At 38.1% G+C, this 22,463-nt stretch carries 24 protein-coding genes; 6 read left to right on the top strand and 18 right to left on the bottom strand.

Annotated elements, in window-relative coordinates:
• From AACU32_RS07320 to AACU32_RS07295, 6 genes are all read left to right on the top strand, one after another.
• On the top strand, nt 1–2,565 hold the full coding sequence (locus tag AACU32_RS07320) for a hypothetical protein (protein WP_096598986.1): 2,565 nt from the start codon (nt 1–3) through the stop codon (nt 2,563–2,565).
• A gap of 2 nt (nt 2,566–2,567) precedes the next feature.
• Nucleotides 2,568–3,413 carry a hypothetical protein gene (locus AACU32_RS07315; protein ID WP_096598985.1) on the top strand — a complete coding sequence of 282 codons (846 nt, stop codon included), beginning with the start codon at nt 2,568–2,570 and terminating at the stop codon, nt 3,411–3,413.
• 131 nt (nt 3,414–3,544) lie between these two features.
• Nucleotides 3,545–4,126: a hypothetical protein gene (locus tag AACU32_RS07310; protein ID WP_096598984.1), complete on the top strand. Its 582-nt coding sequence runs from the start codon at nt 3,545–3,547 to the stop codon at nt 4,124–4,126.
• A complete protein-coding gene (locus AACU32_RS07305) occupies nt 4,126–4,389 on the top strand; it encodes a hypothetical protein (protein WP_096598983.1) in 264 nt (87 codons plus the stop codon). Before AACU32_RS07310 ends, AACU32_RS07305 begins: the two co-directional genes overlap by 1 nt.
• Before the next feature lie 13 nt (nt 4,390–4,402).
• The gene (locus tag AACU32_RS07300) at nt 4,403–4,888 is read left to right on the top strand and encodes a hypothetical protein (RefSeq protein WP_096598982.1); all 486 of its coding nucleotides are present in this window, start codon (nt 4,403–4,405) and stop codon (nt 4,886–4,888) included.
• 160 nt (nt 4,889–5,048) lie between these two features.
• On the top strand, nt 5,049–5,276 hold the full coding sequence (locus AACU32_RS07295) for a hypothetical protein (protein WP_096598981.1): 228 nt from the start codon (nt 5,049–5,051) through the stop codon (nt 5,274–5,276).
• A gap of 59 nt (nt 5,277–5,335) precedes the next feature.
• On the opposite strand, the gene AACU32_RS07290 is transcribed toward AACU32_RS07295, so the two are convergent.
• From AACU32_RS07290 to AACU32_RS07205, 18 genes are all read right to left on the bottom strand, one after another.
• The gene (locus tag AACU32_RS07290; RefSeq protein ID WP_339377622.1) at nt 5,336–5,659 is read right to left on the bottom strand and encodes a hypothetical protein; all 324 of its coding nucleotides are present in this window, start codon (nt 5,657–5,659) and stop codon (nt 5,336–5,338) included.
• Nucleotides 5,660–6,206: 547 nt separating this feature from the next.
• On the bottom strand, nt 6,207–7,685 hold the full coding sequence (gene glgA / locus AACU32_RS07285; RefSeq protein WP_096598979.1) for a glycogen synthase GlgA: 1,479 nt from the start codon (nt 7,683–7,685) through the stop codon (nt 6,207–6,209).
• Between the two features lie 252 nt (nt 7,686–7,937).
• Nucleotides 7,938–9,080 (bottom strand): CRISPR-associated endoribonuclease Cas6, encoded by a 1,143-nt coding sequence (gene cas6, locus AACU32_RS07280; RefSeq protein WP_096598977.1) that lies wholly within the window; start codon nt 9,078–9,080, stop codon nt 7,938–7,940.
• Between the two features lie 805 nt (nt 9,081–9,885).
• Complete coding sequence (locus tag AACU32_RS07275) at nt 9,886–10,197, bottom strand: XRE family transcriptional regulator (protein ID WP_096598976.1); 312 nt, start codon at nt 10,195–10,197, stop codon at nt 9,886–9,888.
• Nucleotides 10,198–10,742: 545 nt separating this feature from the next.
• Nucleotides 10,743–11,129 carry a hypothetical protein gene (locus tag AACU32_RS07270; protein ID WP_096598975.1) on the bottom strand — a complete coding sequence of 129 codons (387 nt, stop codon included), beginning with the start codon at nt 11,127–11,129 and terminating at the stop codon, nt 10,743–10,745.
• Between the two features lie 116 nt (nt 11,130–11,245).
• On the bottom strand, nt 11,246–11,890 hold the full coding sequence (locus AACU32_RS07265) for a hypothetical protein (protein ID WP_096598974.1): 645 nt from the start codon (nt 11,888–11,890) through the stop codon (nt 11,246–11,248).
• A gap of 3 nt (nt 11,891–11,893) precedes the next feature.
• The gene (locus AACU32_RS07260) at nt 11,894–12,949 is read right to left on the bottom strand and encodes an RAMP superfamily CRISPR-associated protein (RefSeq protein ID WP_096598973.1); all 1,056 of its coding nucleotides are present in this window, start codon (nt 12,947–12,949) and stop codon (nt 11,894–11,896) included.
• A 2-nt stretch (nt 12,950–12,951) separates the two neighbouring features.
• Nucleotides 12,952–13,452 carry a hypothetical protein gene (locus AACU32_RS07255; RefSeq protein WP_339377621.1) on the bottom strand — a complete coding sequence of 167 codons (501 nt, stop codon included), beginning with the start codon at nt 13,450–13,452 and terminating at the stop codon, nt 12,952–12,954.
• Complete coding sequence (locus tag AACU32_RS07250; protein WP_096598971.1) at nt 13,449–14,405, bottom strand: RAMP superfamily CRISPR-associated protein; 957 nt, start codon at nt 14,403–14,405, stop codon at nt 13,449–13,451. Before AACU32_RS07250 ends, AACU32_RS07255 begins: the two co-directional genes overlap by 4 nt.
• Nucleotides 14,406–14,435: 30 nt before the next feature.
• Nucleotides 14,436–15,056 (bottom strand): hypothetical protein, encoded by a 621-nt coding sequence (locus AACU32_RS07245; protein ID WP_096598970.1) that lies wholly within the window; start codon nt 15,054–15,056, stop codon nt 14,436–14,438.
• 2 nt (nt 15,057–15,058) lie between these two features.
• Nucleotides 15,059–15,931 (bottom strand): type III CRISPR-associated RAMP protein Csx7, encoded by an 873-nt coding sequence (csx7, locus tag AACU32_RS07240; RefSeq protein WP_096598969.1) that lies wholly within the window; start codon nt 15,929–15,931, stop codon nt 15,059–15,061.
• Between the two features lie 7 nt (nt 15,932–15,938).
• Nucleotides 15,939–17,099 (bottom strand): putative CRISPR-associated protein, encoded by a 1,161-nt coding sequence (locus AACU32_RS07235; protein WP_096598968.1) that lies wholly within the window; start codon nt 17,097–17,099, stop codon nt 15,939–15,941.
• Nucleotides 17,100–17,117: 18 nt separating this feature from the next.
• Nucleotides 17,118–17,534: a hypothetical protein gene (locus tag AACU32_RS07230; RefSeq protein WP_096598967.1), complete on the bottom strand. Its 417-nt coding sequence runs from the start codon at nt 17,532–17,534 to the stop codon at nt 17,118–17,120.
• Nucleotides 17,531–18,808, bottom strand: coding sequence for a type III-D CRISPR-associated RAMP protein Csx10 (gene csx10, locus AACU32_RS07225; protein ID WP_096598966.1), 1,278 nt, complete (start codon nt 18,806–18,808; stop codon nt 17,531–17,533). Before csx10 ends, AACU32_RS07230 begins: the two co-directional genes overlap by 4 nt.
• Nucleotides 18,805–19,536 carry an RAMP superfamily CRISPR-associated protein gene (locus AACU32_RS07220; RefSeq protein WP_096598965.1) on the bottom strand — a complete coding sequence of 244 codons (732 nt, stop codon included), beginning with the start codon at nt 19,534–19,536 and terminating at the stop codon, nt 18,805–18,807. Before AACU32_RS07220 ends, csx10 begins: the two co-directional genes overlap by 4 nt.
• Entirely contained in the window at nt 19,533–21,833 is a 2,301-nt protein-coding gene (cas10, locus tag AACU32_RS07215) for a type III-B CRISPR-associated protein Cas10/Cmr2 (protein WP_339377620.1), read from the bottom strand. The genes AACU32_RS07220 and cas10 overlap by 4 nt, the downstream gene beginning before the upstream one ends.
• Nucleotides 21,763–21,921: a hypothetical protein gene (locus tag AACU32_RS07210; protein WP_339377619.1), complete on the bottom strand. Its 159-nt coding sequence runs from the start codon at nt 21,919–21,921 to the stop codon at nt 21,763–21,765. Before AACU32_RS07210 ends, cas10 begins: the two co-directional genes overlap by 71 nt.
• 49 nt (nt 21,922–21,970) lie before the next feature.
• Entirely contained in the window at nt 21,971–22,276 is a 306-nt protein-coding gene (locus tag AACU32_RS07205; protein WP_096607899.1) for a CRISPR-associated protein Csx3, read from the bottom strand.
• Between the last annotated feature and the right edge of the window lie 187 nt (nt 22,277–22,463).

Below are 22,463 nucleotides of genomic sequence, written 5' to 3'. Positions count from 1 at the left end.
ATGAGTGCTTCTCTAACAATTAACAATCTTCAGCAAGCTCTTACTTGTGCTGGTAAGTGTGACTGCTGTGATAAACTTCAGCAACAAATTAATGATATTTATTCTAAGATAGCTGGTTTAAAACCTGTAGATGAAGAGGCTTTAATTAACAAGTCTGTTGACAAAGCAAAGATAGTTTTAATCCCAATACTAGGATTCATAATTGCTAAAGAAGTTACAACCGTAATTACACCAATTAAGGCACTTCTTAGTAAACTAGCACCACTAGCACCAGTAGTTAGTTTACTCGTACAACTTGCAGGCGTAGCGACTGGATTACTAGCCTTGTTGGCTAGCAACACAAATTTTGATGCATTATCACATCGAATCGATGTATTAGAAAGAGAAGATAGTAAAATTTATCGATTAATTCAACTCAATAAATACGCAATTGAAAGAGCAGATGCTAAGGCTGAAAAAGCTAATGAAGGAGTTAAAGAAAATACAGCATCTATTCTCAGGCAATCAGTCCAAATCCAAGAAGCGCTAAGTGTTGCCAGGAATGCTCAAACAACTGCTAATGAAGGTGTAAGGCTAGCTAATAGAGCGAAAGACTTTGCAGATAGAGCAGCAGAAATTGCAAATATAGGCATTAAAGATGCTGCTAGAGCTAACACCAGAATTGATAATTACACTGAACGATTAGAAACAGTTGAAAGTCAACTAGAAGATGCTCGTGGTGAAATAAATGCTTTAGAAAATGGTCAACTGCGAATAGATTATGAAATCGGGGAAATTAATAGAAGAGTCGCTACGGTTGAATCTACTATTCCTATTCTTAATACCAAGCTTTCAAATGCACTGGGTGAGATTTCTGGCGTTAGAACCATTGCAGATAATGCCAATGCTAGAGCCAAAAATGCTGAAGATATCGCCACTGTCGCTGATGTCAAAGCACAAGCCGCCCAGATTGATATTATTAGATTACGTGGGCGGGTGGGAACTGTTGAGCAACAAAATAGTAGGCAGGATAGCGAAATTCAGCAAGCTAATCAAGCCGCGCAAGCAGCTTTACAGTTAGGGGGAATCGCATTAAGTACAGCCGCTAACACTGCGCAAGGGTTATCAACTCTACGAGGGCAAGTTGGCAGCATTGATAACACTGCAAATAATGCTGATAACAAGGCTGATAACGCTCTAAATAGAATTAGCCAAATTAAAAATGGGGTAGTAACTAGCCCAGAAATTCAGAATGCGATTACAATTCCCATTGGCACTTTTAAAGCCGAGATAGGGCAACAGATAGGGCAACTCAAGCAACAAATCAGCACGATCAAGGATGGGGTAGTAACATCACCTGAAATTATCAACGCTACACCAGTAGAGATTGATAGGCTTAAACAGAGACAAGGAAATACAGATAGAGAAATCGGTCAAATCAAGGAGCAGATTCAACAGACTGGAGGAATTAATACCAAACAGGTTACAAGGCAAGAATTTGAGGAGATTAAACGCAAATTAGGAGAAGCCGACAAAGTGAACCAAGAAGGACTTAAAAAGACGGATGAAATCTTGAGTAAATTACCTTTCATCCCTGCATTAACAGCTAGTGCAATCAAGCCAAGTATCCCTACACTTCCTCAGATTGAAAATGCTACAGGGACGGCAATGTGTAGAAGCATGAACGGGGGGTGTAGTGGTAGAAAAATTGATGATGCAACTAATAGTATTAACCAGAATTTCAACGATAAAATCAATGGTTTGGATGTCGCTAACGCTGGCGCGAATGCTGCTCAACTAGGTTTATTAAATACCATCAACACAAAGCTAGGGGCTGAGGTTATTGGGGGTATTTCTGGTAGCTTAGGTAAATTTTATGAATGGGCCCACCTCGACCGAATTCTAAATATTCTCACTTTCGCGGCTACGGTTCATAATGCTGCAATGCTATCAAATGATATTGCCCAAACTTTGATAGGTGCAATCAATAATGTACTGTCTTTGATACTTCCAAAAGACAAAGATAATAACCCGCTTAATGTAGATGAGATTATTGGTAATACTATTGAAAATGCAATTAAGGGGATGATTGGTGAAAACAATTACACAACGCTATCCGAGGGATGGGCTAAAGCTAATAGAATTTATCAGGCTACTACCAATATTTTGAATAGTTTTTTAAATCTGTCACAAATAATATTGCAAGCATCAGAGGTAATCGCTTCTTATACTGGCAAAATTGGTAACGCTCTTAAAAAAGGTGGTGTGATTTTAGAAAGTGCATATGGTTGGATGAATCCTCAGCCTAAATTTAATCGGGTAACTGGATTTTTACAAAATCTGCAAGAAGGTGCAAATACCATCCAAATGGTGACACAAATACCCGTTGATGTGGTTACGGCCACCACTGCTTTAACTGACTCCTCTACCGAATTTATTAAAGCGATTAAAGAGGATGACAAGGCAGGAAATAAAGCACCGGCTACACCTGAACCTGATGTATTAAAAGCAGTAGAGGCGACTGGTAAAACTAATTCACAGCCAGTTTCTTTTGATTTTTCAGACTTGTTTGACGGAGAAGATTAATTGTGACTTTACCTGACGACTTTAACCCGTTCGAGCATTTACAGCAAACTTATAAAACTGAATTTAATAGACGAGTAGATAGATATTTTAATGACGTACAGGGGACTGGTGACTTATCATCCACTAGGTCATCTTTAAAATTAGCTTGCAGAATTACTGATGATGACAATGACGCAATAATGAATATGCGTCATAACTTATTCTTTAATGTAATTGGATATGGGCGAAAAAATCTAGCGGTTATGTATGGTAGTACATTTAGTAACGCTCCTCCACTAGCAGGTCACCCTCAATTATTTTTTGTGTTCTCTCAGGATGCCTCAGCAACGCCTACTGAAGAATCTCCAGTGCAACATGAAAAAACTGTAAGATTAATGAAATTCGCCTGCACTAGTGGGCATAGTAAGCCAGCAATTACTAAAGCAGATATGACAGAAATAGCTAATGAAATTAAAACGACTTTTCTGTCTGGGGGCAGGGGTATAACCTATACTTGTGGTAATAAAGCTGCTAGTTATACCGATCCAGAAAATGGATTTGCAAAGGGCAATTACATATTAGTTAATGCTAAGTCAGATGGTGTAGAAATTTACGAGAAAATTTGTAATGTTATTGACGTACCATTCCGTTCTGATAAGGTTTTAATCAATGATCCAGAAAAGCCTAGTACAACAACCGCAACAGCAGGTAAAATAACTATTCTTGGCAAGCAAGTACAAAAACGCAGATTTAGACCAGTTGCAGTACTCCGTTTTAGAAGTGCGTATATTTCTTTGGGCGCTCTTGTCCCCCCAGTGTTTTTACTAGATACAACTATGCGAAATATAGGTTTGGTTAAATATCCTTAATTATTTGCGGTTATTACTTACTTAAACCTAAAAATTATGGAGCTAAAAACCTCTAGAGGTCTCTATAAAAAATCTTAAGCATTTTTGAGGGTAAGATTATGTATAAATTTTGAACAAAGTGATTAACCTTTATGGGATTTAGGGACTTACAACGCTATCCGCTACAAAAGGCTAGATATGATAAATACATTTTATGGCTAGAATCCACACCAGCAGAAAGACAGACTAAATATGCGGAAATTACCGATGAAACTAAGCGAGCAAAGATAGCACGAGAAGCTGGATATATTTCTCCCTTTGGCACGGCCGGAACTACAAAAGTTTACTTACCGGCGCGGTTAATTGCTGATGGTCAAACCGGGCAAGGTGCTGGGGTCGCTAATGTTCTCCGAACGCTTCTTGCTAGCTATACCACAACTGAAACAGAATTTGGCGCTCTGACAAATCCATTGTTGATCGATGCTAAAAAATACAAATTTGCAAAGCTAACACTAAAGGCAATTGTGCCTGGTACGGAAAAAAAACCTAGTCGTATAACTGGAGCAAAATATCTCAAGCCTGATGTAGATTCAGTTACTGCTGCATTTGGTCAAAATACTGGGGGGCAAGAGTATGATGCAGCCGTAGCGGATATCAAGGGTTCATCTGGCTTTACCACTTTTGTGAATGGCAACAACGGTAAGAATACTTATAAATTTACTCCAGAGGGTTAATGAGCGAGATAGCAGCAAGAACGGGAATTATTTGGACTCCAAATGATGCGATTGATTTGCTATCCGTCTCTGTTGATGGTACAGCAACTGAATCTGAATTTCAGGCTATGCTTGCCATCAACCAAGCCGCTAGAGACTGGCTAGCAGGGAAGATAGATATTATTGACTATCTTGATAAACTTGAGTATTACGGCATCCCAAACCCATTTGAGATGTTAGACGAGTTCGCAGATCATGTTGATTTTGTAATCTCTCGCAGCTAGAAAAAGTGAGAGTATGAGAGTAGTAGAATTAAACAACAAAGATAACTGGGAAGACTTATATTATACAGACATCGCTGCTATACAAGTTCCTTTACAAAATGGGCGCTATTTACTTAACCCCATTTCTGAAATAGTTATCCCTTTTAGCCTTGATAAATTTATTCTTGCGGTCAATATAGAAACAGATATTCCGGAAGGCTCAATTTGGAACTTTGCAGGATATATTAACCAAAAAATTAGTACTGGTTTAGTCGTCGGTGGTAGTCAGGATGCAACTTTAGTTAAAGGGAAAGTACTATTTTTAGACAGAATTAATCTAATTCTTTTTGACAAGATTTCAACGTTATACGCTACTAGTATTAAAGTACCTCGATGGTTTCCTAGAGCCAAAGTTACAGTATGGCAATACATCGGAGTAGACGATACATCAGAAGAAATTCTCTCGACCCAGGAATTTGCAAATATCAATTTTAAGCTTGACCAATTACTTTCAAGATAAATAAATCAATAAAGAGAAAAACACTTGATTGCATTAATCAAGTGTTTTCCTCATTCCCAATCACCCGTTAGAAAATATAAAATAAATATAAAGAATAATGAGCCAATAAAATACACCTGATAATGGCTCATTAAATAAATGTTATCAAAGGAATTATACTATGAAATTCATAGATACGATAATCAGTTTAATTCCCCTTGTCGGGGGAATTTGGGTAATAGCTAATTTGCATAATCGCCTATACCGCGATTTTGATACTAGAAGCGATTTAATTGAAAAAAGAATATCTATGCTCGAAGCGCAGTTTTTAGCATTTCAGAGAGAGATGCTGACTTCACAAAAATATATTGAACAAACACTAGATCGGTTGGAATCTCTAAGAACTTAAAATATGATGTAACCGATAGATGCACCCTGAAATTAAATTTGACGCGATTGACCACCATATCAACTCGCGTCATTTTCGTTTGGGGGCTTAACATTTGGGGGCTTAACAAGTTCCGATAACCGATCAAAGTTGTCTTGTAGTTCACTCAACTGCAAAGAATCCGCAAATAGAGCAGTGCTAGCAGTGGTAAGTTGGTTTTGAAGGAAAATGATCCGCTCCTCCTTCTGCTGCAACTGAAGATCCTTGTCGCTTAGCCTGTCTTCAAGGGTCTTTTTTATCTGAGCTTCCCGCTCGATGTATTGAATCGTCGCCTCAACTAAATTGAGCCAATCGTAAAAATTCATTTGAAAGCCATACCTTGTTAAGGATTTGATGAAGTTCATTGACCCTACGTAAAATGGGAAGTCACAATTGATTCTAGGGTATGGCTTACCCTCACATAAATTACACCAAATAAAAGCGATCGCCATTCTTGGAGGCAATCGCTTTTTTCTTTTAACCAGTTTATCTAACCCACAAAAAAGCCCTAATTTTAGTAGCAACTTAGTAGCGTTTTCAGGATGCTACCATTTGATCCAGCCAAAAACCAAGCTACACAAACAATTGACAAGTTTATCGCCACAACAGCGTATAAATACTGGCAGACTCCGCAAACCTGATAAAATCAGGAGTTGATGTTTTGCTTCAACTTGATTACCTCAGTTGAAGCAACTTTTGCCTTGTGCAAATTCTTGCAGTTGAGCGATCGCATCCTGTATATGCTGATTTATCATATTTATCTCACCGTATTATCTCGTAGTCGAGACAGAAAAAGGCGGACAAGCCGCCTCCTGAGAGAGAAAATTTTGAGCTAAAGGTAGAGTCTCAACTACTCTGCTGGCTACACATTATTATCTGTGTTTCATGCAGCCAGATTAAAGCGAACTGAAACTACCATTTGTGTTTGATCCAATCGTAAATCTCTACATATTCCCCACCAGGAACATTCCATGAGTAGTCATACTCCATACCTTGAATAGCTAATTCGCGGAACTCTTCAGGAGAGTAATTCCACAAATCAATTGCCCGTCCCATTGCGGATTCAAGCGCCTGATTATCACTCTCATAAAACACATATCCATTGCGTTTTTCTGGTGGTAAATTCTGGTCGTAGTTGCGGTCAAATACTGTATTTACCAAACCACCAACACCGCGCACAATCGGTACAGTGCCGTATTTCAAGCCAATCATTTGAGTTAACCCACAGGGTTCATAATTGCTGGGGACAACAATCATATCTGCCCCGGCATAAATCAGGTGGGATAATTCTTCGTTAAAGCCCAGTTCTAAATGGACATCTGGGTTATTATTTAAAAATTGTTTTTCATGCTGGAATTTCGCATTGATTGCTGGTTCAGTTGCGGAACCTAGTAATACAAATTGCGCTCCTTTATTCAGGGCGTAATAAATAGCGTGATGCACAAGATGCACGCCTTTTTGATTATCTAACCGACCAATGTAAGCAACAATTGGTTTATCATCTTGGCGGAGCATGAGCCGCTCTCGCAAAGCTTTTTTGTTATCAAATTTTTGTTCAAAATTGTCTTGCGTATAGTTAGAAGGAATGTAGCGGTCAACTTCTGGATTCCAAAAATCGTAATCAATCCCGTTGAGTATCCCACGGAATTTATCTTGATGCAAATGCAAAGTATGACCTAAACCACAACCAACTTCACTAGTACGCGCTTCCCAAGCGTGGTTTGGTGAAACTGTGGTGAAAGCATTGGCGTAAACAATCCCCGCTTTCATAAAGTTCAAAGCAAAGGGGTTGAAGTTATCACGCAACTTATCGTATTGGAAGTAATATTCTGGGCGATTTAAACCTGTAGCTTGGAGAGTTTCGATACCGCCCATTCCTTGATGCTTAAAGTTGTGGATGGTGTAGCAAACTCGTTGATACTCCATGCCATAATACTTGTACATTTCATGGAGCATAACTGGAACTAAGCCTGTTTGCCAGTCATGACAATGAATTACATCAGGTCGCTTGTTGCTTTGCAGTAAAAATTCTAAAGCAGCTTTGCTAAAGAAGGCAAAGCGCATATTGTCGTCATCGCAGCCGTAATAGCAACCGCGATTAAAGAAATTATCTTGAGAATGGGGTTCAATGAAGAAACACACCCTTCCATGTACCCAACCGCATTCAACAGAACAATTAATTGCTCCACCATACCAGGGTACAGATAAATTGCGATAGGCTTCGTGTAGTCCCCAAATATGGTCGTAGCGCATACAATCATATTTGGGCAGGATTAGCTCGACACAATGCCCGCGAATCTCTAATTCCCGACTCAGTCCGTAGACAACATCCCCTAAACCGCCTGCTTTAATTACAGGAGCGCACTCCGAGGCAATCTGTACAATGTACATTCCTAGTCCTCGCTTCACAAAACTTTATTTTAACTATATTATTATCAGTACATGAAAAATGTACTCATTGACACCGGAGTGCATGAATGATAAGAAAAATAAGTTAAACTCGTCTCTAACGATAATCAAATCTATTAGGATTGGGCATTGGGCATTGGGCATTGGGCATTGGGCATTGGTTATTTCTCCTCTGCTTCCTCTGCTTCCTTGTCCCCCTTTCCCCCTTCCCCCTTCCCCCTTCCCCCTTCCCCCTCACTCTTCCTGCTTCAACGCCCGACGGGCTAATTTGACGTAGGTTTTCACGGTGGTATAGGGCATTTCTAAATCCTGGGCTATTACTTGTAATGATTCGCCCATTTCCCGGCGGGCGAGAATTGTTGCCCATGTTGAGGCTATTTTATCAGTGCGATCGCCTCCGGTGCGTTTGCGTTGGGCTGTAAATATCGCTGTTAATTCCGCAATCCGTTCTCCCAGCAAATTTGTGAGTAACTGGGTGGGTGTATGTGGTTCTGGTTCCACCCATTCCAAGCGCGTTTGTCCTAGTCCAAAAGTGGTTTTGTGTCCTGTACCGCAGTAAGGTGCAAGTTTGACTAAGGCATAAAACAATTGGGTAAATTCTGGATTTGCTAAAGCTGCTTTACTCAAACCACAGGACATTGCGCCGGTGAACCCAGTTACCGAACCCCGTTTACCAGCCGCCACTTTTACTGACTCTAAGCGGTGCTGGTGGATGATTACTCCTTCGTCTATCCAGTCGAGAAAAGCTTCTGGTTCTACAGCCATTCCCGAAAAGTCATTCCAGCGCCGCAGGTAACTGTGGAAGAGATTCATGGGAACCGGGAGGGGGAAATGATGACCTTTGCGGCGAAAGCTGGTAGGTGAGACAAAGCTCAGACTAACATTAGTTTGTTTCTCTAAAGCTGACTGCAACAATTGAGCGTAGGTGGTGGGTGGATGGGCGATACTCACCTGTTTGATTTGCAAAGGTGCATCTCTTAAAGCTAAAGTTTGTGGCAATTGGGTTAACCATTGACCGAGAAACTGCGCCACCCTTGGGGAAAGAGCGTTAACATGCCAATGGTAAATTTGCTTGGCTTCTAGATGCAGTTGTCTACCACTAGGGAGGAGTTGACCTTCCAGCGCCGAAATATTGAAGGGCTTTTCTGACTCCCCATCATGGAGATAAGCCGAAAGTTCGGGGTTGAATTGCCTTACTTGGTCAAGAAACCAAGCATGAAGTCCAATTGTGTACTGGGAATAGAGGGAAGTTGAACTAGTCGCCTCAAGGTCAAACACCAATCCCACCAATTCTGTGTCATCCGTCCACTTAGGAAGTGCGGGAGACACAGTTTTAGACTTGGCTTTGCGACTGGTAGATGTAGCTGCTCTTGCCATCGCTGCTTGCTATGCAAATAATGTGGAATATTTTACTGCGGTTTCATCCCCAAAGGGGGATAAATTTTCCGGCTAGGGGCGATGTCTTTTGACTCGCCGCTTGGTGTCTACACACTTTGAAGAAACACAGGGAACAGAAACAGGGGATGATATGGATCATGAGCGATCGCATTTTCATTAACTTTAGACAACTGAGATCACATAGATTGAATTAAAAATAAATAGGGATCAATTTCAACATAATTCGTAATTACCAATTAACTCTACAATTGTTGACTTTTGTAAAGTAAAAATTGGATTTTTAACCAGGTTGTAATTGCTGAACTTGTTGTTTTAGAGGGCGTTCGGCAATATATTACAAATTGTAAATAACTTAATTAATGTCGCTGTAAATATTTTTTTGTATCGAGAGAAATAATTTATTGTTAGGAGATAATTTAGTTTTTTGACCTTTTATCGGAATATTTGGCGTATAAATTCGCTTTATGGTCTCTTCGCTCAATACTGACACAAATAGTTTTCTCGCATACCCGATATACCGCCCGCAGGCTAGAAGCCTGGGGCTATAGTTACAAAGCCCACCTTCGTGGGCTAAGAAATTGAGCCTGCGAATGCAGGCTTTGTACAATTAGCCGCACCCTTCTAGGGTGACGGCGGTATTTTGGGATAGCGAGGTGACAAATAAAAAATATCCCAATCATCAATTTGCTTATTTTATAACTCGTCGGTCTGGGCTGGGAGACCCCGCCCCTACGATTTGGGTTAATTTATTTTTTGCTATTCCCTTATTCAAGATAATTAGCCATCAATCGAATTGAGCAAGAATAATTTCTTTCTCCTCATTAGGAAAATTAGCTACTAGTTTTAAACTTCCACCAAGAGCCTGAATATAACGTGAGAGAGTTACAACTTGAATATCCTCTTGGTTTTCTAAATTAGAAAGAATAGATTCAACACTACCGAGGTCTTTTTCCAAATCATCCTCTGTCAAAACCAACGACTCTTGGAGTTCCATCAAATTAATATGAAGTAGTGCGAGTTTAGCACGAGTTTTGCTTTTCGCCCTGCGTTCGGGTGTCATTCTCTTGCGCAACTCACTAAAAGGTTTTGTTTTCATCTTCACCTTTCATGTTTATTAAAATACGCATTTAATATCAATTTCAAAAAAGAATGCAACAGATGAATTTGTAGGGGTGGGGTCTCCCCGCCCTTGACGACAATTCATAACACAAAATCATGAATTAAATTGGCATCACATTTTTCATCCGCCTATTTTCCTTCAAATTTTCATATTTTATCGATCAATTAGAAAACTGCAAGGAAAAGCGATCGCTCTTTTTAAGCCTAAGTGTATGGGTGAACAACCTAAATAAATATAATACCTGCTTTTTAGTCCCCTTGCGGGGAAGTTGAAAAAACTGAATCAACAGTAATATCAACGTCTAGGAGCGTGTTTCAATCCCCTTGCGGGGTAAGATATAAGTCCTTTTTAGGTATTTGAAACACATATTTCCCCTAGTAATTAAGACAGTATCGTTACAAGCTAAGAAAGTCAAGTTAGTCTCAAGATAAGAAAAAGTTGGCTGACTGTTTTAACTAATTTTTGGTAAATACTTACAAATAGTGGAGGAAAAGCCTTGCAAAAGCAAGGCTTTCGTATTTTTAGTCAGTTTCTCTAGAATCTAGCTGGACTTGCTCAACGCTAGATAACTGATCAGAAAGAGAGCTAATATTTACGTTGTTACGTAAATTCTGCCAGACCTGTACACCATTATTAGCGGCAACAAGAAATGCAGATAATATTCCTACCAGTTGAGGAAGTTTTTTATAATTATGGTGAGATTTGATGAGTTTTTTACCCACTTCGTCACTTTGTAGAGCAGAGGGGTGACGATCCATTGATTGGGTTTGAGATATACCAGAACAGACTGTGACTTGTACTGACACAGATATATTGAGCATGACTACCTTCTTTGTATTAAATACGCTAACTAGAGGTTGTGGATACGGTTGAATCAGTTTGTTGTGATTATTTCGGGTTAATGACACATTTTTTTTCTCCTTGAGTTCAGATATCTAAAGTTTAAGCACCCAAAATATTAAACTTTGAATACTATCTTAATGTTACTTTGGCAACATAAAAATAACAAGCAATTATTTTTGTATTATTCAATACATTTAACTTTCTTGATGCTCCCATCTTCTTTCAGGTCTAAAATTTCAACCTTAACTGTTTGCCCTTCACTAAGTAATTGTGCTTTTTTTGGTTCTTTTTCAGTTAGTTTTATAGCTCCCAGGATTTCGTAAGTTACCTTATTCCCTTTAATAGCAGTAACTCTAGCTTCTACAATTTGACCAACTGTAAACTTCTGAGTATTAGTAGCTTTAGCAATTTCCACTTGACGCGCTGACTCAAAAACAGGCGTTGTCGGAGTCGCAATTTCCCCAATTGGAACGCCAGCATCTTTGTAATAACGCATCAGGCGCGATACCCAGCCTAAAATTTGCAGCATGGTATAAGCATCGGTCACGCTTTTGAGATAATCACTACAAGCTCTCTCAATACTGCGGTAATAATCGGTAGTTTTACTACTGTGTCCAATTTGTCTACCATTACTGACGAGGGTTTTCAGGTATTGGAAAAACCTGGAAGTGGCATTTGGCTGATTTACAGAAGCGCGGAGATAAGCAACAGCTTTACCCAATTCGTTGACATCTGTATTATCTTTGACCAGTGTTTGGGCGATCGCATGAGCAATTTCCCACTGTGCATCTGTGAGAGATTCCGAAGATAACTCAGCTATTGTCATAATTTAGTACACTCCAGATGGGGGTTCACGGTCGGTTGGATAGCGCAAAATCGCAGCGAGTTCTTCTAGTTGCTGTTTTTGAATCAGCTGTGAATGTGCTGCTTGAATTTTTTCCTTGATAAATTGTTGTAATTTTTCCCCAATCAACTCATCAGATTGATTGAGATTATAGGATGAATAACGCTGTTTGAGATTTTGCGGCTGGTGGATTTTGTCGATTTTGACAGTCATTGTTCCCATACCTATCGGTTTACCACCGCCAACTTTTAAAGCCATCGGATATTTAGCATCTTGTCCTAAGACAATTAATAAAGTTCCTAATTCTTCCGCTGTCAAATTTTTAAAGTGTAATTGAGTGTTAAAAATATATTCTCTGCCAGCTTGTTGTACAGGAATTCCAGAATTTTGACCTTTATCAATTGCCTTGATAGTATTATAATAAAACTTGCGTCCCGCAACTCGACCGCGAATAAAGTATGCCCCACGTTCATCAGGACGGGGACGATACAAGGAAGGCATAAACCCTGTATAAAAGCTGATATTTTCACATTTCGCATCGTTGAAATCTAGCAAACCTTGCCAATCCATTGCACCGAAAACTCTACTAGCTGGACAAAGTTGTTCTTTGTGACGACAAGGTAAGCGTTCTGGGGGAATTTTATCTTTATATCTATTAGTAATAACTGCTAAAGTACTATTAGTAATCGCCTCATATACAGACCGGATGCAACCTTTAAGAGAACTCCCTTGAATCGAGAGCTTTTGGTCAACACCCTGTACCATTGTTTTAATTAAGGGAATGCGGTTATTGCCAATATCGCTACCCATAACCACCACCCCAGTAGAGACATGGAGAGCAGTCTGCACTTTCAGGGTAAGATATAAAGTACCATGCAGGCGATCGCTAAAATATTTATGATGTCCAGCCGGATGCTGTAAATTAGGGCGTTCTTGGGGAAACGAAACGAATTCATAAGGTTTTGACGGAAGTTCTGACGATGAACCCCCACCACTAGAACGGTTAGGTGGTTGAGGTCGTTGTGGACGATTTACTGTCATAATTATTGTTTAATTGTCAAAGCGACAAAATGAACTGTAGAAGTTTGTTTATCGATAAAATAACGTTGAGCAATATCTGATTTTTTGTCAGGAAATCCTTTAGGAAAACGGGTTTCTGTAGGTGAATGTAAATGAGCATCTCTGTCTTGAGTATGCCAATGTTCACCAACTGGTGCAAAGTCAGGATAATCTTTGGCGATGCTTGAAATCAAGACTTCATCACTATCTTTACTTAAAAGTAAAACTTCATACACATCTTGACGCTTGTACTTCCACCTTAATTCATAATAATGATTGAACATTTGACCTTCAATCATGGGAAAGCATTCTTCTATTGGTGCTTTTTTCCAATCTCTACTAACTTTGTGAGTCCAGCGCAAGAAATAGTAACTTGGTTCACATGTCAGTTTTTCAACTGCCAATTTTTCCAAACTTGTGATTAATTTTAATAAGTCTTGTACTGATAAAGGTTTTTTCTTATATACAACAAAAGGCTTCATCATGATACCCCTAATAAACCACTCCAAGACCGAACAGCCCGTTCAAATAAATCTGTAACCGTACCATCCCGCCAAGTAAGTTGGACACCAAAACCTAAATCCATCTCTTGTGCTGCTACAGGAGTATCTTGATAATCTGGTTGAGAGAAACCATATAATTTTGCATCTTCATCTGTTAAAAACTCTCCCGCACCTAAAAGAAAAGTATTAGCCCATTGTTTTTGACTACCAATAGCCTGAATTTGGCGTTTATCTTCCGACAAAACACAACCAGGATATTGCACAGTCGCCTGATTCAATTTCACTTTTACAGTACCCAACCCGCGAGATTTTGCGAAACCCAAACCAAACCAACCATCATTTAAATCGCGCAATACTAAACCAATTAAACCCAACTGAGAGAGAGTGAAATTTTTCAAATGAATTTTAGTTTTAAATTCCCCAGCCGTGCAAACTTGATAATTAAAAGGCCCCACCGCTACCGAACCAAAAACCCTATCAATTGCTACGCCATTTCGTTCTTCAATTTTCAGAGGCTGAGATTTATCTGGATAAGCATCTTCAATTCTCAATCTGCTAGCAATCGAAGTATTACCAAATATTTGATCTGTAAAACTAGAGAGTTTGTAAATATCTGGTGCAGGTAAATCTTTACCATCTCTAGTTTTGAGATAATCGTACTTATCACTTAACGGATCATTAGCCCAAGGTAATTTTTTGGAGTTGGGTTTATCATCGCCTACAGTCCTGACAATTCTTTCCGCATGGGCGCGGATTGCACCTTTTAAACTACTTCCAGGTAAATATATAGAACGCCCCCCTGCATGATATGTTTCCACAAATTCCATATCAGGCTTAGTCGGATCAGCCCCTTCCTTCCCCGATTTAATGAGAATCGCCCCGTCAGGAATTAGGGTTACATCAATAGTGCAATGGTTAACAAATCTTTTATGCATAGCTATATTTAATTGAAGAAATATTGCAGATTAGACAGCAACTAAATTATTTAGCTGCAATTCACATTGTTGAAAGATAAAATTCACAACAGCAAATAATTTATCTAGCTCATAAATGTTGTAGAATATTATATTTTTAGTAAATTTATCTGCTTTTAATTTGCCAAATTGCCATGCATCTCCATTAGAAACAATACCAAAGAGAACGATGTCATCTTCTCCATGTAGTCTTTGGGATGCAATCATTTCTGCTAAACATTGCGCCCAACCTGTTGAAAAATCATCTTGCTTGGCTTCTACTAAAATGAAGTACGGCTTGTCAAAGACAACTTTACCTAATGGTGAACGGTTAGCCAAAATATATTCAGGGAAACCTGATAAATTTTCATCATAATTCAATGATTTATGACCCCATAAAATAAATTTACTGCGATAAGTCTTCCAAACTTCTTTGAGTACGGGATAAATCAGATTTTCGCATATAGCAAACTCTGAGTTATTAACAACAGCATCCCGCATCATCAGTTCTAAATCTTCACGGAAGTAATCAGAAACAGTAAAAGCAAGTTCACTGATAAAATTCGCATCCGTGTAAGTAACTTGGAACGCCTTGAGAACCTCACCGATAGTTTTGAAACTGCTGAAAGCCATAATTACCCTCCTGAAGCAATTGAGTTGGTAGAATTTTGAGCTAACTTGTCAGTTAAATGATTGATCAAAGACTGTGTCCAAGTATTTTTAAACTGCTTACCATCTTCATAGATTGATGTATCGCTGGTATCTTCATTTACCAATGTTTGCAAGTATTGCAACAATTTTTCCGGGTTGTTATCGACATCAATCCACAGCATCTTGTCAATATCTAGTTTAACGACACCCAAGCCACGCGATCGCCCTCCACCCAGAGGTATTTGTTCAGTTTCAAACTGGTGTAAGCCAATCATCAATAAACCCAATTCCCAAGGTTCTGCATTCTCGACTACAGCCTTAAACTCAAACTGTGTCGCTGCTGGAACTACTTGAAAATCATAGAGTTTCCCGTCTGCGGCTGTTTCGGTGTCTCTATCAATGGCTACACCGTCTCTTTCCTGGTATTGTCCAAACCAAGTATCAGATACTACAGTTAAATCTCGGACTTGGAATTTGCTAGCAATCCAGGGTGAACCAAACAGGTAAGATGGTAAATCAGTATGCTTGAGAATTTCATCAGTCAAAGCTTGGTCATCATCGTAAGCATCTTTTAACTGCTTCATTTCCTGGGAAGTAATTGACCATTCATCCTCAATGGCTGGATTTGCCACGAGTTTGCGATTATTTCCTACAATACCTCTAAGGAAACTTTCGAGGCGCGATCGCATTGCACCTTTCAAGCTAGAACCTGGTATTAATGGATTACCTAAAGCATCTTTAACTACAGGTAAATCCGATCCTCTGACATCGCTAGAACCACCTGCGCTGATGCGTAGTGCTGTGATTGTGGTGAGTGTACCTGTGATTTCTAGACGATTTTTAAATGTGTCGAACATAAGATAATTAGGGGTTGTCGTTGACATCATCATGCTTTCCATAATGGCGGAGATATAAATTGCCATTTTTGGCAATACAACTTACACGCCAGCCTGTGTTTTTAATATAAAAATGATCAATTTCATTCTTTCTTACTCCTCCTTCACATTTTTGTCCACCTTCATATCTAGTAAAATGTAGTCTAGGGTCAAAACGAGTAGTGTTTCCATTAAACTTAATCATGGAAGCTGAAACTTCAGCTAATACTTCATGCAAATCAAATTTATTTTGTTTACTAACATTATCTCTTTGATAATCCTTCATAAAAGAAGAATTATCATCATAAATTAAACGTGGGAAAGCAACTGGTTTATTACCTGTTAAAAAGTCTCTTTTACATCTATTCCAAAGCAACCTTCCCCAGTTATTCAGTTTTGCTTCATTTCCAACTCTAAATATTAAACTATCTGGCACATTTTCAAGTTCTGATAATTTAACCCAAATATCTACAGATGAAGCCATGATAGCAAATTGGGCAGGCTTTATGACAGAATAATCAATCTGGAGTGGCAATTTAGGTATCGTAATAAAATCTAAATTACCCTCAAATATATAGATAATTTCAGCACCGTATAGCATCCCGATGGTGTTTGCATAACCTTGTAGTGCTTTAAAACCACCTACAAGATTAAAATAAATCTGATGACTGTCTTTATATGCCAAGAAAATTGTATCCCACCATTCTAAAAACTCATCAATACCATCAGCAAACCTTTCAGTATTGAATGTTGAAAGTTGTTTAGGTACTTGTATTTGAGCGTTAATTCCTTTATCTTTTAAGAATTCTTTAACAATTTGTGCTGTAATTCTACCTTGATAGGTATCTGTGGAAATCAGCCAATGTATATCTAATTTTCCTTGTTCTAGATTACCCCCGTATAAGCCATAAATACCATTGAGTTCGGCACTAGTGTCTCTAATTTCTTTAGTGTTCTTAGCATTATCAAGTTTATCCTCAGCCCTATATTTCAAGTCGAGAATAGTTTTTTTAGCTTTATCACTTATTTCTTCTTCTTGATCATTTGCTGATCTTTGTATATGTGTAAAATACTCTTCAGGATCAGTGTATACATCAATCTGATTTGTTAATAAACTTGTTCCTACAGTAGAAACTACAATCTTTGGCATAGCTACCCTCTTCATAATTTAAACTTCACCTTTATTTTTGTAAACCAAATAGCGAGCGCCATAGCCTAAATAACGGCGAATTAACTCTATCCAAATAGGGTTTAACTCATCCGCATCAGACTTTGTTCTAATATCTTTAGCTATGGTCTTAATTTTGTCGTCTATATCATTAATAATTTTGTGAGCCAGAGAATTTTCACCTCTACCCCACTTTTTATCCCTTCCAACTTGATAGAGTAAAAAGTTTTTAATCACTTCTACGCTTTCAGTAGTATCTGCAACACGAACTAAATTACGAAATTGAGACTCTTCTAATTTATCGTAAGAGGTCGTATCGTTTAATGCAGTTTGAATAGCCTTGACTAATTCATCTTCAGATTGACGAATTACTTGCTGAATTTTAAGTTGCTTTTGTTGCGCTGAAAAATTTGTCATGCAGCCTCCTCTCTAAATACAAGATGAAAATCATTACAAACTTCTACTTGTCCAAAACCTTCACAAGTACGTTCCCCTATACCTTGTAACTCTAAATCAGCTAAAGCGTTATACCAAATTTCTGGTTTTATAGTGCTAAATAAATAAACTGCACCCTTATTTGTGATTAGTTCTACATCTTTCATTAATCCCCATGCAGCATTCCAACCGGAACGATAATCGTAACTACTATAAGCAACTTCAAGTTTTAACGAATCATCTTCAATATTTGCAAATTGCTTTAACATCGGTTCAGAAATCACAGTAGTGCGTTGCCATTTATCCGTTAAAATCGCGTCTGATTGTAAATCTAAAGTAAAGTAAGTGCGTTTAGGTAATTCCGCAATTGGATTACCAAAAACTGACCATTTTTGCCAACGCTTCCAGAATGTAGCATTAAATAATTCTATTTTTTCTGGGATATTTTGGATAATTTCTCCTAATTTAGCCTTAATTTCTACCTTTCCTAAGCCTCGTGAAGTTGAACCCCCAAAGCGAAAATTTTTATAATTATCGTTGATAAACTTATGCAAGTTTTCTGGTAACTCTTCTACACTCTCTGGCACTAAAATAGATGACCTAAAAACTAAAGAGTTATTATTTTTAGTTTCCGATTCATTTATAACTTCAATACTGTATAATATTTCTTCTTCAGATGTTGCTCTTCTGCGATTAATCCCGACTCTTGTTAAGAGGCGTTTACTAACCGAAGAATTGTAATACATCCCACCTACTTTGCTATAAAAATTGCTATATGGTTCAACTCTCCCTCCATCTTGTGGACAATTAGGATCATAAGGTAAACCATAATATTCAGCACAAAATCTGTCTATTAAACTATCAAAAGCTCCTTTGTACTCAGTTGAACATTTTCCATTTCTCTTTCTGCAAAATCCTGGTTTAGTTTTGGAACTCAAAGCAGTAACAGGTAATAACTTTATTTCTTTTATCCTATCTTGGGGAAAAATTCTACCTTTCTCAGCTTTTACATTTGCCGGATAAACATTTTGAAAAATCGCAGGTTCATCACTCAAAAATAAAGCTTGAAAATCACCACCATTTTTGCTCAGATTATTAAATTGCTGACCTGATTGTTTTAAAATTTCACTGGCAACCGCCCCACGAATCACACTACCAGGAATATAATTTTCACATTCACTAACTGAACCGCCTGGTTTTTGTCGAGAAATGGCTAAGGGAGATAACGCCTTAATCTCTAATTGAATACGTTTCATTTAATCTCACATCTTGCTAAAAATTGCCAAACTTCAGCACATACATCAATATTTGGTAACTCCCAATGTAACCATCCTAAACCTGCTGACTTACTTCCCCCCAATGCATGAATTTGTCTTATACCTGCCCAAATTAATGCTTTTGCATAATCTGGTTGTTCAGGTGTTAAGCTGGGTTGGATATGAATTTCTCCTTGAAATCGAAGTTTTGCATTTGCAGGTGATGTTTCGATAAAATATAGTTTTTTCTCCTCGGCGCTACGACGACGGCGATTTATTGTCACACCAGTCCGCAAGAATTCAGGTAAATTTTCTGGTTCTTCTGTACATACTAAATCGTCAAAAATTATTCGTGAAGGTAAAACTGGATCGCCAAAAATTTGGCTGATTAAACAGTGATATGTATTTTCATATCCCGGAATTTTGTATTCATCGCGATTAAATGTAGAAGGCGCATTATCTCTACGAATAACCATTTTTCCAGCATTAGGAGATTCAGAAATTTCCCACCCTAAACCACGCAGTAGTTTTTCACATTCATGACGTACACGGCCTTTTATCTGTGAACCAGGAATTAGTAAATTACGTTGTGAATTTCTGATAATCGGTTTATCTGCTAAGGAACCAGAAGAACCTCCTGCGCCTACACATAAAGCTGAGTCAATTATGGCAGTAATTGTGTAAGTTTCAACTGTGTTAGTGCTGGATAATTCACTAAGTCTTATCATGGTGCAATCTCCTTATGTGATGGTTGTGGAGATTCAATTTCTGAAAAAGTAATTAAATCAAATAAATCTACCATTTCTCGCCAAATAGTTTCATATATTTTGAATTCGAGATTGTACATCCAAGGTGCGATGTTACCTTCATTAGTTTTTGCTTGACACCAGATATTTTCAAAATCGGCTTTCAGTGCGTCTTGTCCTTTTTTCAGTCGATGACGAAAATAGTAATAATTTAAACTAGCAGTTCGCTTACCTCGTTCTAGAAAACTACGAATTTGATAAAGTTGTGATTTAGGAAATTCAGCTTTTTGCAGTGCGCGAATAGATTTCAAAAGTTTATCTAATTCTGGTAGTGTATAAGGTGCAGAGTAAAGCTTAAGTTTTGCACCTCGGTTATCAATAGTTAATGCTTGTTTGCGAAAATCTTCGATATTTGATGAAATCATGGTGACTGATTTCATAGTAAAGAAATCTATCGTTCCACCAGAATAGCCATTTTCTTTGAGAGTTTTAGCATATTTTTTCGCAGATTTCATCAACTGGTTTGTCAAATCTTCTGCATAGTAAATTGGTGTATTGTAAGCAGTAATTAATACACCTGTTGACATACTAAGTTTACATTGTTCCTCTTCTGATATGGTTTCAGCAAAGCGATGGTGCTTATTAGAAACTAGCAAATTCTTATCTATCTTATATTTGCCTTTTATTTTTACTCCGGATATTTTGACTTTCTCTAAAAGTATGTTTTCAAATTGCTCACCTATCATCTTAGCAATTTGTAAAGCTCTATCTGCTGGTACTATCAAGAAAATGTCATCACCACCAATCGTAATAATTTCAAATGGATGAATTAAATCTCCATTTTGAACTTTTGATTCTGCTTCACTAATACCTTTAATTTCACGAGGATGCAGATTGTATGCTAAAGCTTGATAAACAGCATATTTTGTGGCATTTTCCACATCTTGGCTAAATTCTTGATATTCTTCCGGTTTGCGGATGTTTTGAATAAAACCACCCATGTTATTACCATCGGCATATATATATGCTACATAGTTATTACTTACTTTGCCCAATTGAGTTAAAGATTGGGCAATTTTAATTTCTTTATTACCATCGTTTTTAGTGCCATAATATTTCTGACGTTGTTCGGAATTATTTTGCAAAAAATCCACAAATTTATCTAGCCAACTTTCAATTATTCCAGGTTCCCATTCTAGCCCAGTATGTTGATACCATTTGGGTGTTTCAGAAATGCTAGTTTTTGCTCTATCGCCTATTCTGCGTTTATAAATTACACTTTCAGAAAGATAAGGTTTACCAGTTAGTTGATTTATCTGAGCAATAGCAGAACGTTTCTCACCTTCATCTCTTCTTAGGTAAGGATGAGTTTCAAACATTGGCGGATAGCGACGAGTCGGACGTTTTTCGCTATCATTTCCACTACGGCGTTGATTAAAACGAATTGCTAACTTTGTGGTTAATTCGTTAAAACTTTTATGCTTTCTAAATGTTTCTTCAAGTTTTGATACGTCATCAATTTTTCCGAAATACGCTTCAACAATGCTATTTTGATACTCTTTCTGATATTTTTCCAGCCAAAATGTTTCTGCAATATTATCTCTAAGCAACCCTAAGCTAGTTTCTAAAATTCTAAAAGTTTCTCCAACTGCACAAGAATTAGCAGTGAGGGTTCTTTGGGTATAACGTTTTTCTATAGCATTAGCTAAATTATCTACAAAACCTGCTGGACAAAAAGCAAGGATATTACCACCAGTTGAATAAATAATTAGTTCAGGAATTAAAGCATCTGATAAATTAGGTTTACAAGCAAAATTTTTATTCAGCCATCTTTTAATTTCTGGAAATTCGGCATTGTAGTTGTCAATAGTTGACTCTGGAATTACATTAAAGAAAGCAGGTAACTCAACCAAGTTAATTTTATCTAAAAGTCCAGAAGCGCCACGAATATCTGGGAGTTTAGATTCTTCAAACACATATTGCTTAATCTTAGTAGCACCACCATAAACTAAACCAATTTTAGAATTCCATAGCAGAGGATATTTCTCTGGTAATTGCTTTAATTTTTCTAGAGTATCTGGAAACTCTAAATTGTGTAATTCCTGCGCTTGCTTCACTAAAGCCTGAACTTCCTCCGGTACTTCTTTCCCATCATTCAAAGCCTCGCGCATTTGCCGCAACACTTCCAGGCTATGCTTAGGTTGTCGTTCATCGCCCCAAGCCAAACACCAAGCGATCGCAGTTGTGATCGAATTTGTATTTTCCATCTGTGTTGTCATCTGTACATACTCCAGCAATTTTGATTCGCACTCCAGCAACGAACGCAAGGATACAAATGCGATCGCTCATCGCTCTCTCTGTTATCATCACTGTAAATCACCAAATTTACGCAACTGTGGAGAGTCAAATCAGCCACTCAATCAACTAAGTCTCCTAATTTATACGTGGGATTGTGTGTGATAGAAATCACATATTTACCTATTTTAGGATCAAAAAAACCAACAGCACCGTAAATATGAGCAAGTTTATGTGCTAACACAAACGCCACAGGTATAGAGATCGGCCCGTTAATCTTCAATAGAGGGCCTCCTGCAAGTTCTCCCGACTGTGCCATTTCCTCTAGTCGCGCGGCTGCATCCTTGACAATTTGGTCATTTTGGGCAGGTTCACCAAAATTAACTCGCAAAATCCCGTCTTTTAATTCGATTTTGTAAGTAGTCATGTTACTTTCCTCGCTATGAATTGTTTTAATCATACAGGTAGCCTGGAAACAGGGTCTTCCAGTTTTGGTTTAAAACGGTAAAATTTGGGTGTTTACTAGTTGCATCCCCTTTTGGGGAATAAAACCAGAACGGCGTGTGATGTCTACGACAAGCTGCTGCGCGTCTACGCATTCTCCATTCCACTCA

This window comes from Calothrix sp. NIES-2100 (assembly GCF_963875285.1).
GTDB lineage: Bacteria > Cyanobacteriota > Cyanobacteriia > Cyanobacteriales > Nostocaceae > Aulosira.
This window is presented reverse-complemented; position numbering and strand designations above follow the sequence as displayed.

Coding starts and splice junctions, on each gene's coding strand:
- AACU32_RS07245 (WP_096598970.1), bottom strand. CDS start 15,056: ATGGCTTTCAGCAGTTTCAAAACTATCGGTGAGGTTCTCAAGGCGTTC.
- AACU32_RS07230 (WP_096598967.1), bottom strand. CDS start 17,534: ATGACAAATTTTTCAGCGCAACAAAAGCAACTTAAAATTCAGCAAGTA.
- AACU32_RS07210 (WP_339377619.1), bottom strand. CDS start 21,921: ATGATAACAGAGAGAGCGATGAGCGATCGCATTTGTATCCTTGCGTTC.
- AACU32_RS07265 (WP_096598974.1), bottom strand. CDS start 11,890: ATGACAATAGCTGAGTTATCTTCGGAATCTCTCACAGATGCACAGTGG.
- csx7 (WP_096598969.1), bottom strand. CDS start 15,931: ATGTTCGACACATTTAAAAATCGTCTAGAAATCACAGGTACACTCACC.
- AACU32_RS07295 (WP_096598981.1), top strand. CDS start 5,049: ATGAAATTCATAGATACGATAATCAGTTTAATTCCCCTTGTCGGGGGA.
- AACU32_RS07320 (WP_096598986.1), top strand. CDS start 1: ATGAGTGCTTCTCTAACAATTAACAATCTTCAGCAAGCTCTTACTTGT.
- AACU32_RS07205 (WP_096607899.1), bottom strand. CDS start 22,276: ATGACTACTTACAAAATCGAATTAAAAGACGGGATTTTGCGAGTTAAT.
- AACU32_RS07290 (WP_339377622.1), bottom strand. CDS start 5,659: ATGAACTTCATCAAATCCTTAACAAGGTATGGCTTTCAAATGAATTTT.
- csx10 (WP_096598966.1), bottom strand. CDS start 18,808: ATGAAACGTATTCAATTAGAGATTAAGGCGTTATCTCCCTTAGCCATT.
- AACU32_RS07255 (WP_339377621.1), bottom strand. CDS start 13,452: ATGATGAAGCCTTTTGTTGTATATAAGAAAAAACCTTTATCAGTACAA.
- AACU32_RS07250 (WP_096598971.1), bottom strand. CDS start 14,405: ATGCATAAAAGATTTGTTAACCATTGCACTATTGATGTAACCCTAATT.
- AACU32_RS07275 (WP_096598976.1), bottom strand. CDS start 10,197: ATGAAAACAAAACCTTTTAGTGAGTTGCGCAAGAGAATGACACCCGAA.
- AACU32_RS07235 (WP_096598968.1), bottom strand. CDS start 17,099: ATGCCAAAGATTGTAGTTTCTACTGTAGGAACAAGTTTATTAACAAAT.
- AACU32_RS07260 (WP_096598973.1), bottom strand. CDS start 12,949: ATGACAGTAAATCGTCCACAACGACCTCAACCACCTAACCGTTCTAGT.
- AACU32_RS07305 (WP_096598983.1), top strand. CDS start 4,126: ATGAGCGAGATAGCAGCAAGAACGGGAATTATTTGGACTCCAAATGAT.
- cas6 (WP_096598977.1), bottom strand. CDS start 9,080: ATGGCAAGAGCAGCTACATCTACCAGTCGCAAAGCCAAGTCTAAAACT.
- glgA (WP_096598979.1), bottom strand. CDS start 7,685: ATGTACATTGTACAGATTGCCTCGGAGTGCGCTCCTGTAATTAAAGCA.
- cas10 (WP_339377620.1), bottom strand. CDS start 21,833: ATGACAACACAGATGGAAAATACAAATTCGATCACAACTGCGATCGCT.
- AACU32_RS07310 (WP_096598984.1), top strand. CDS start 3,545: ATGGGATTTAGGGACTTACAACGCTATCCGCTACAAAAGGCTAGATAT.
- AACU32_RS07220 (WP_096598965.1), bottom strand. CDS start 19,536: ATGATAAGACTTAGTGAATTATCCAGCACTAACACAGTTGAAACTTAC.
- AACU32_RS07300 (WP_096598982.1), top strand. CDS start 4,403: ATGAGAGTAGTAGAATTAAACAACAAAGATAACTGGGAAGACTTATAT.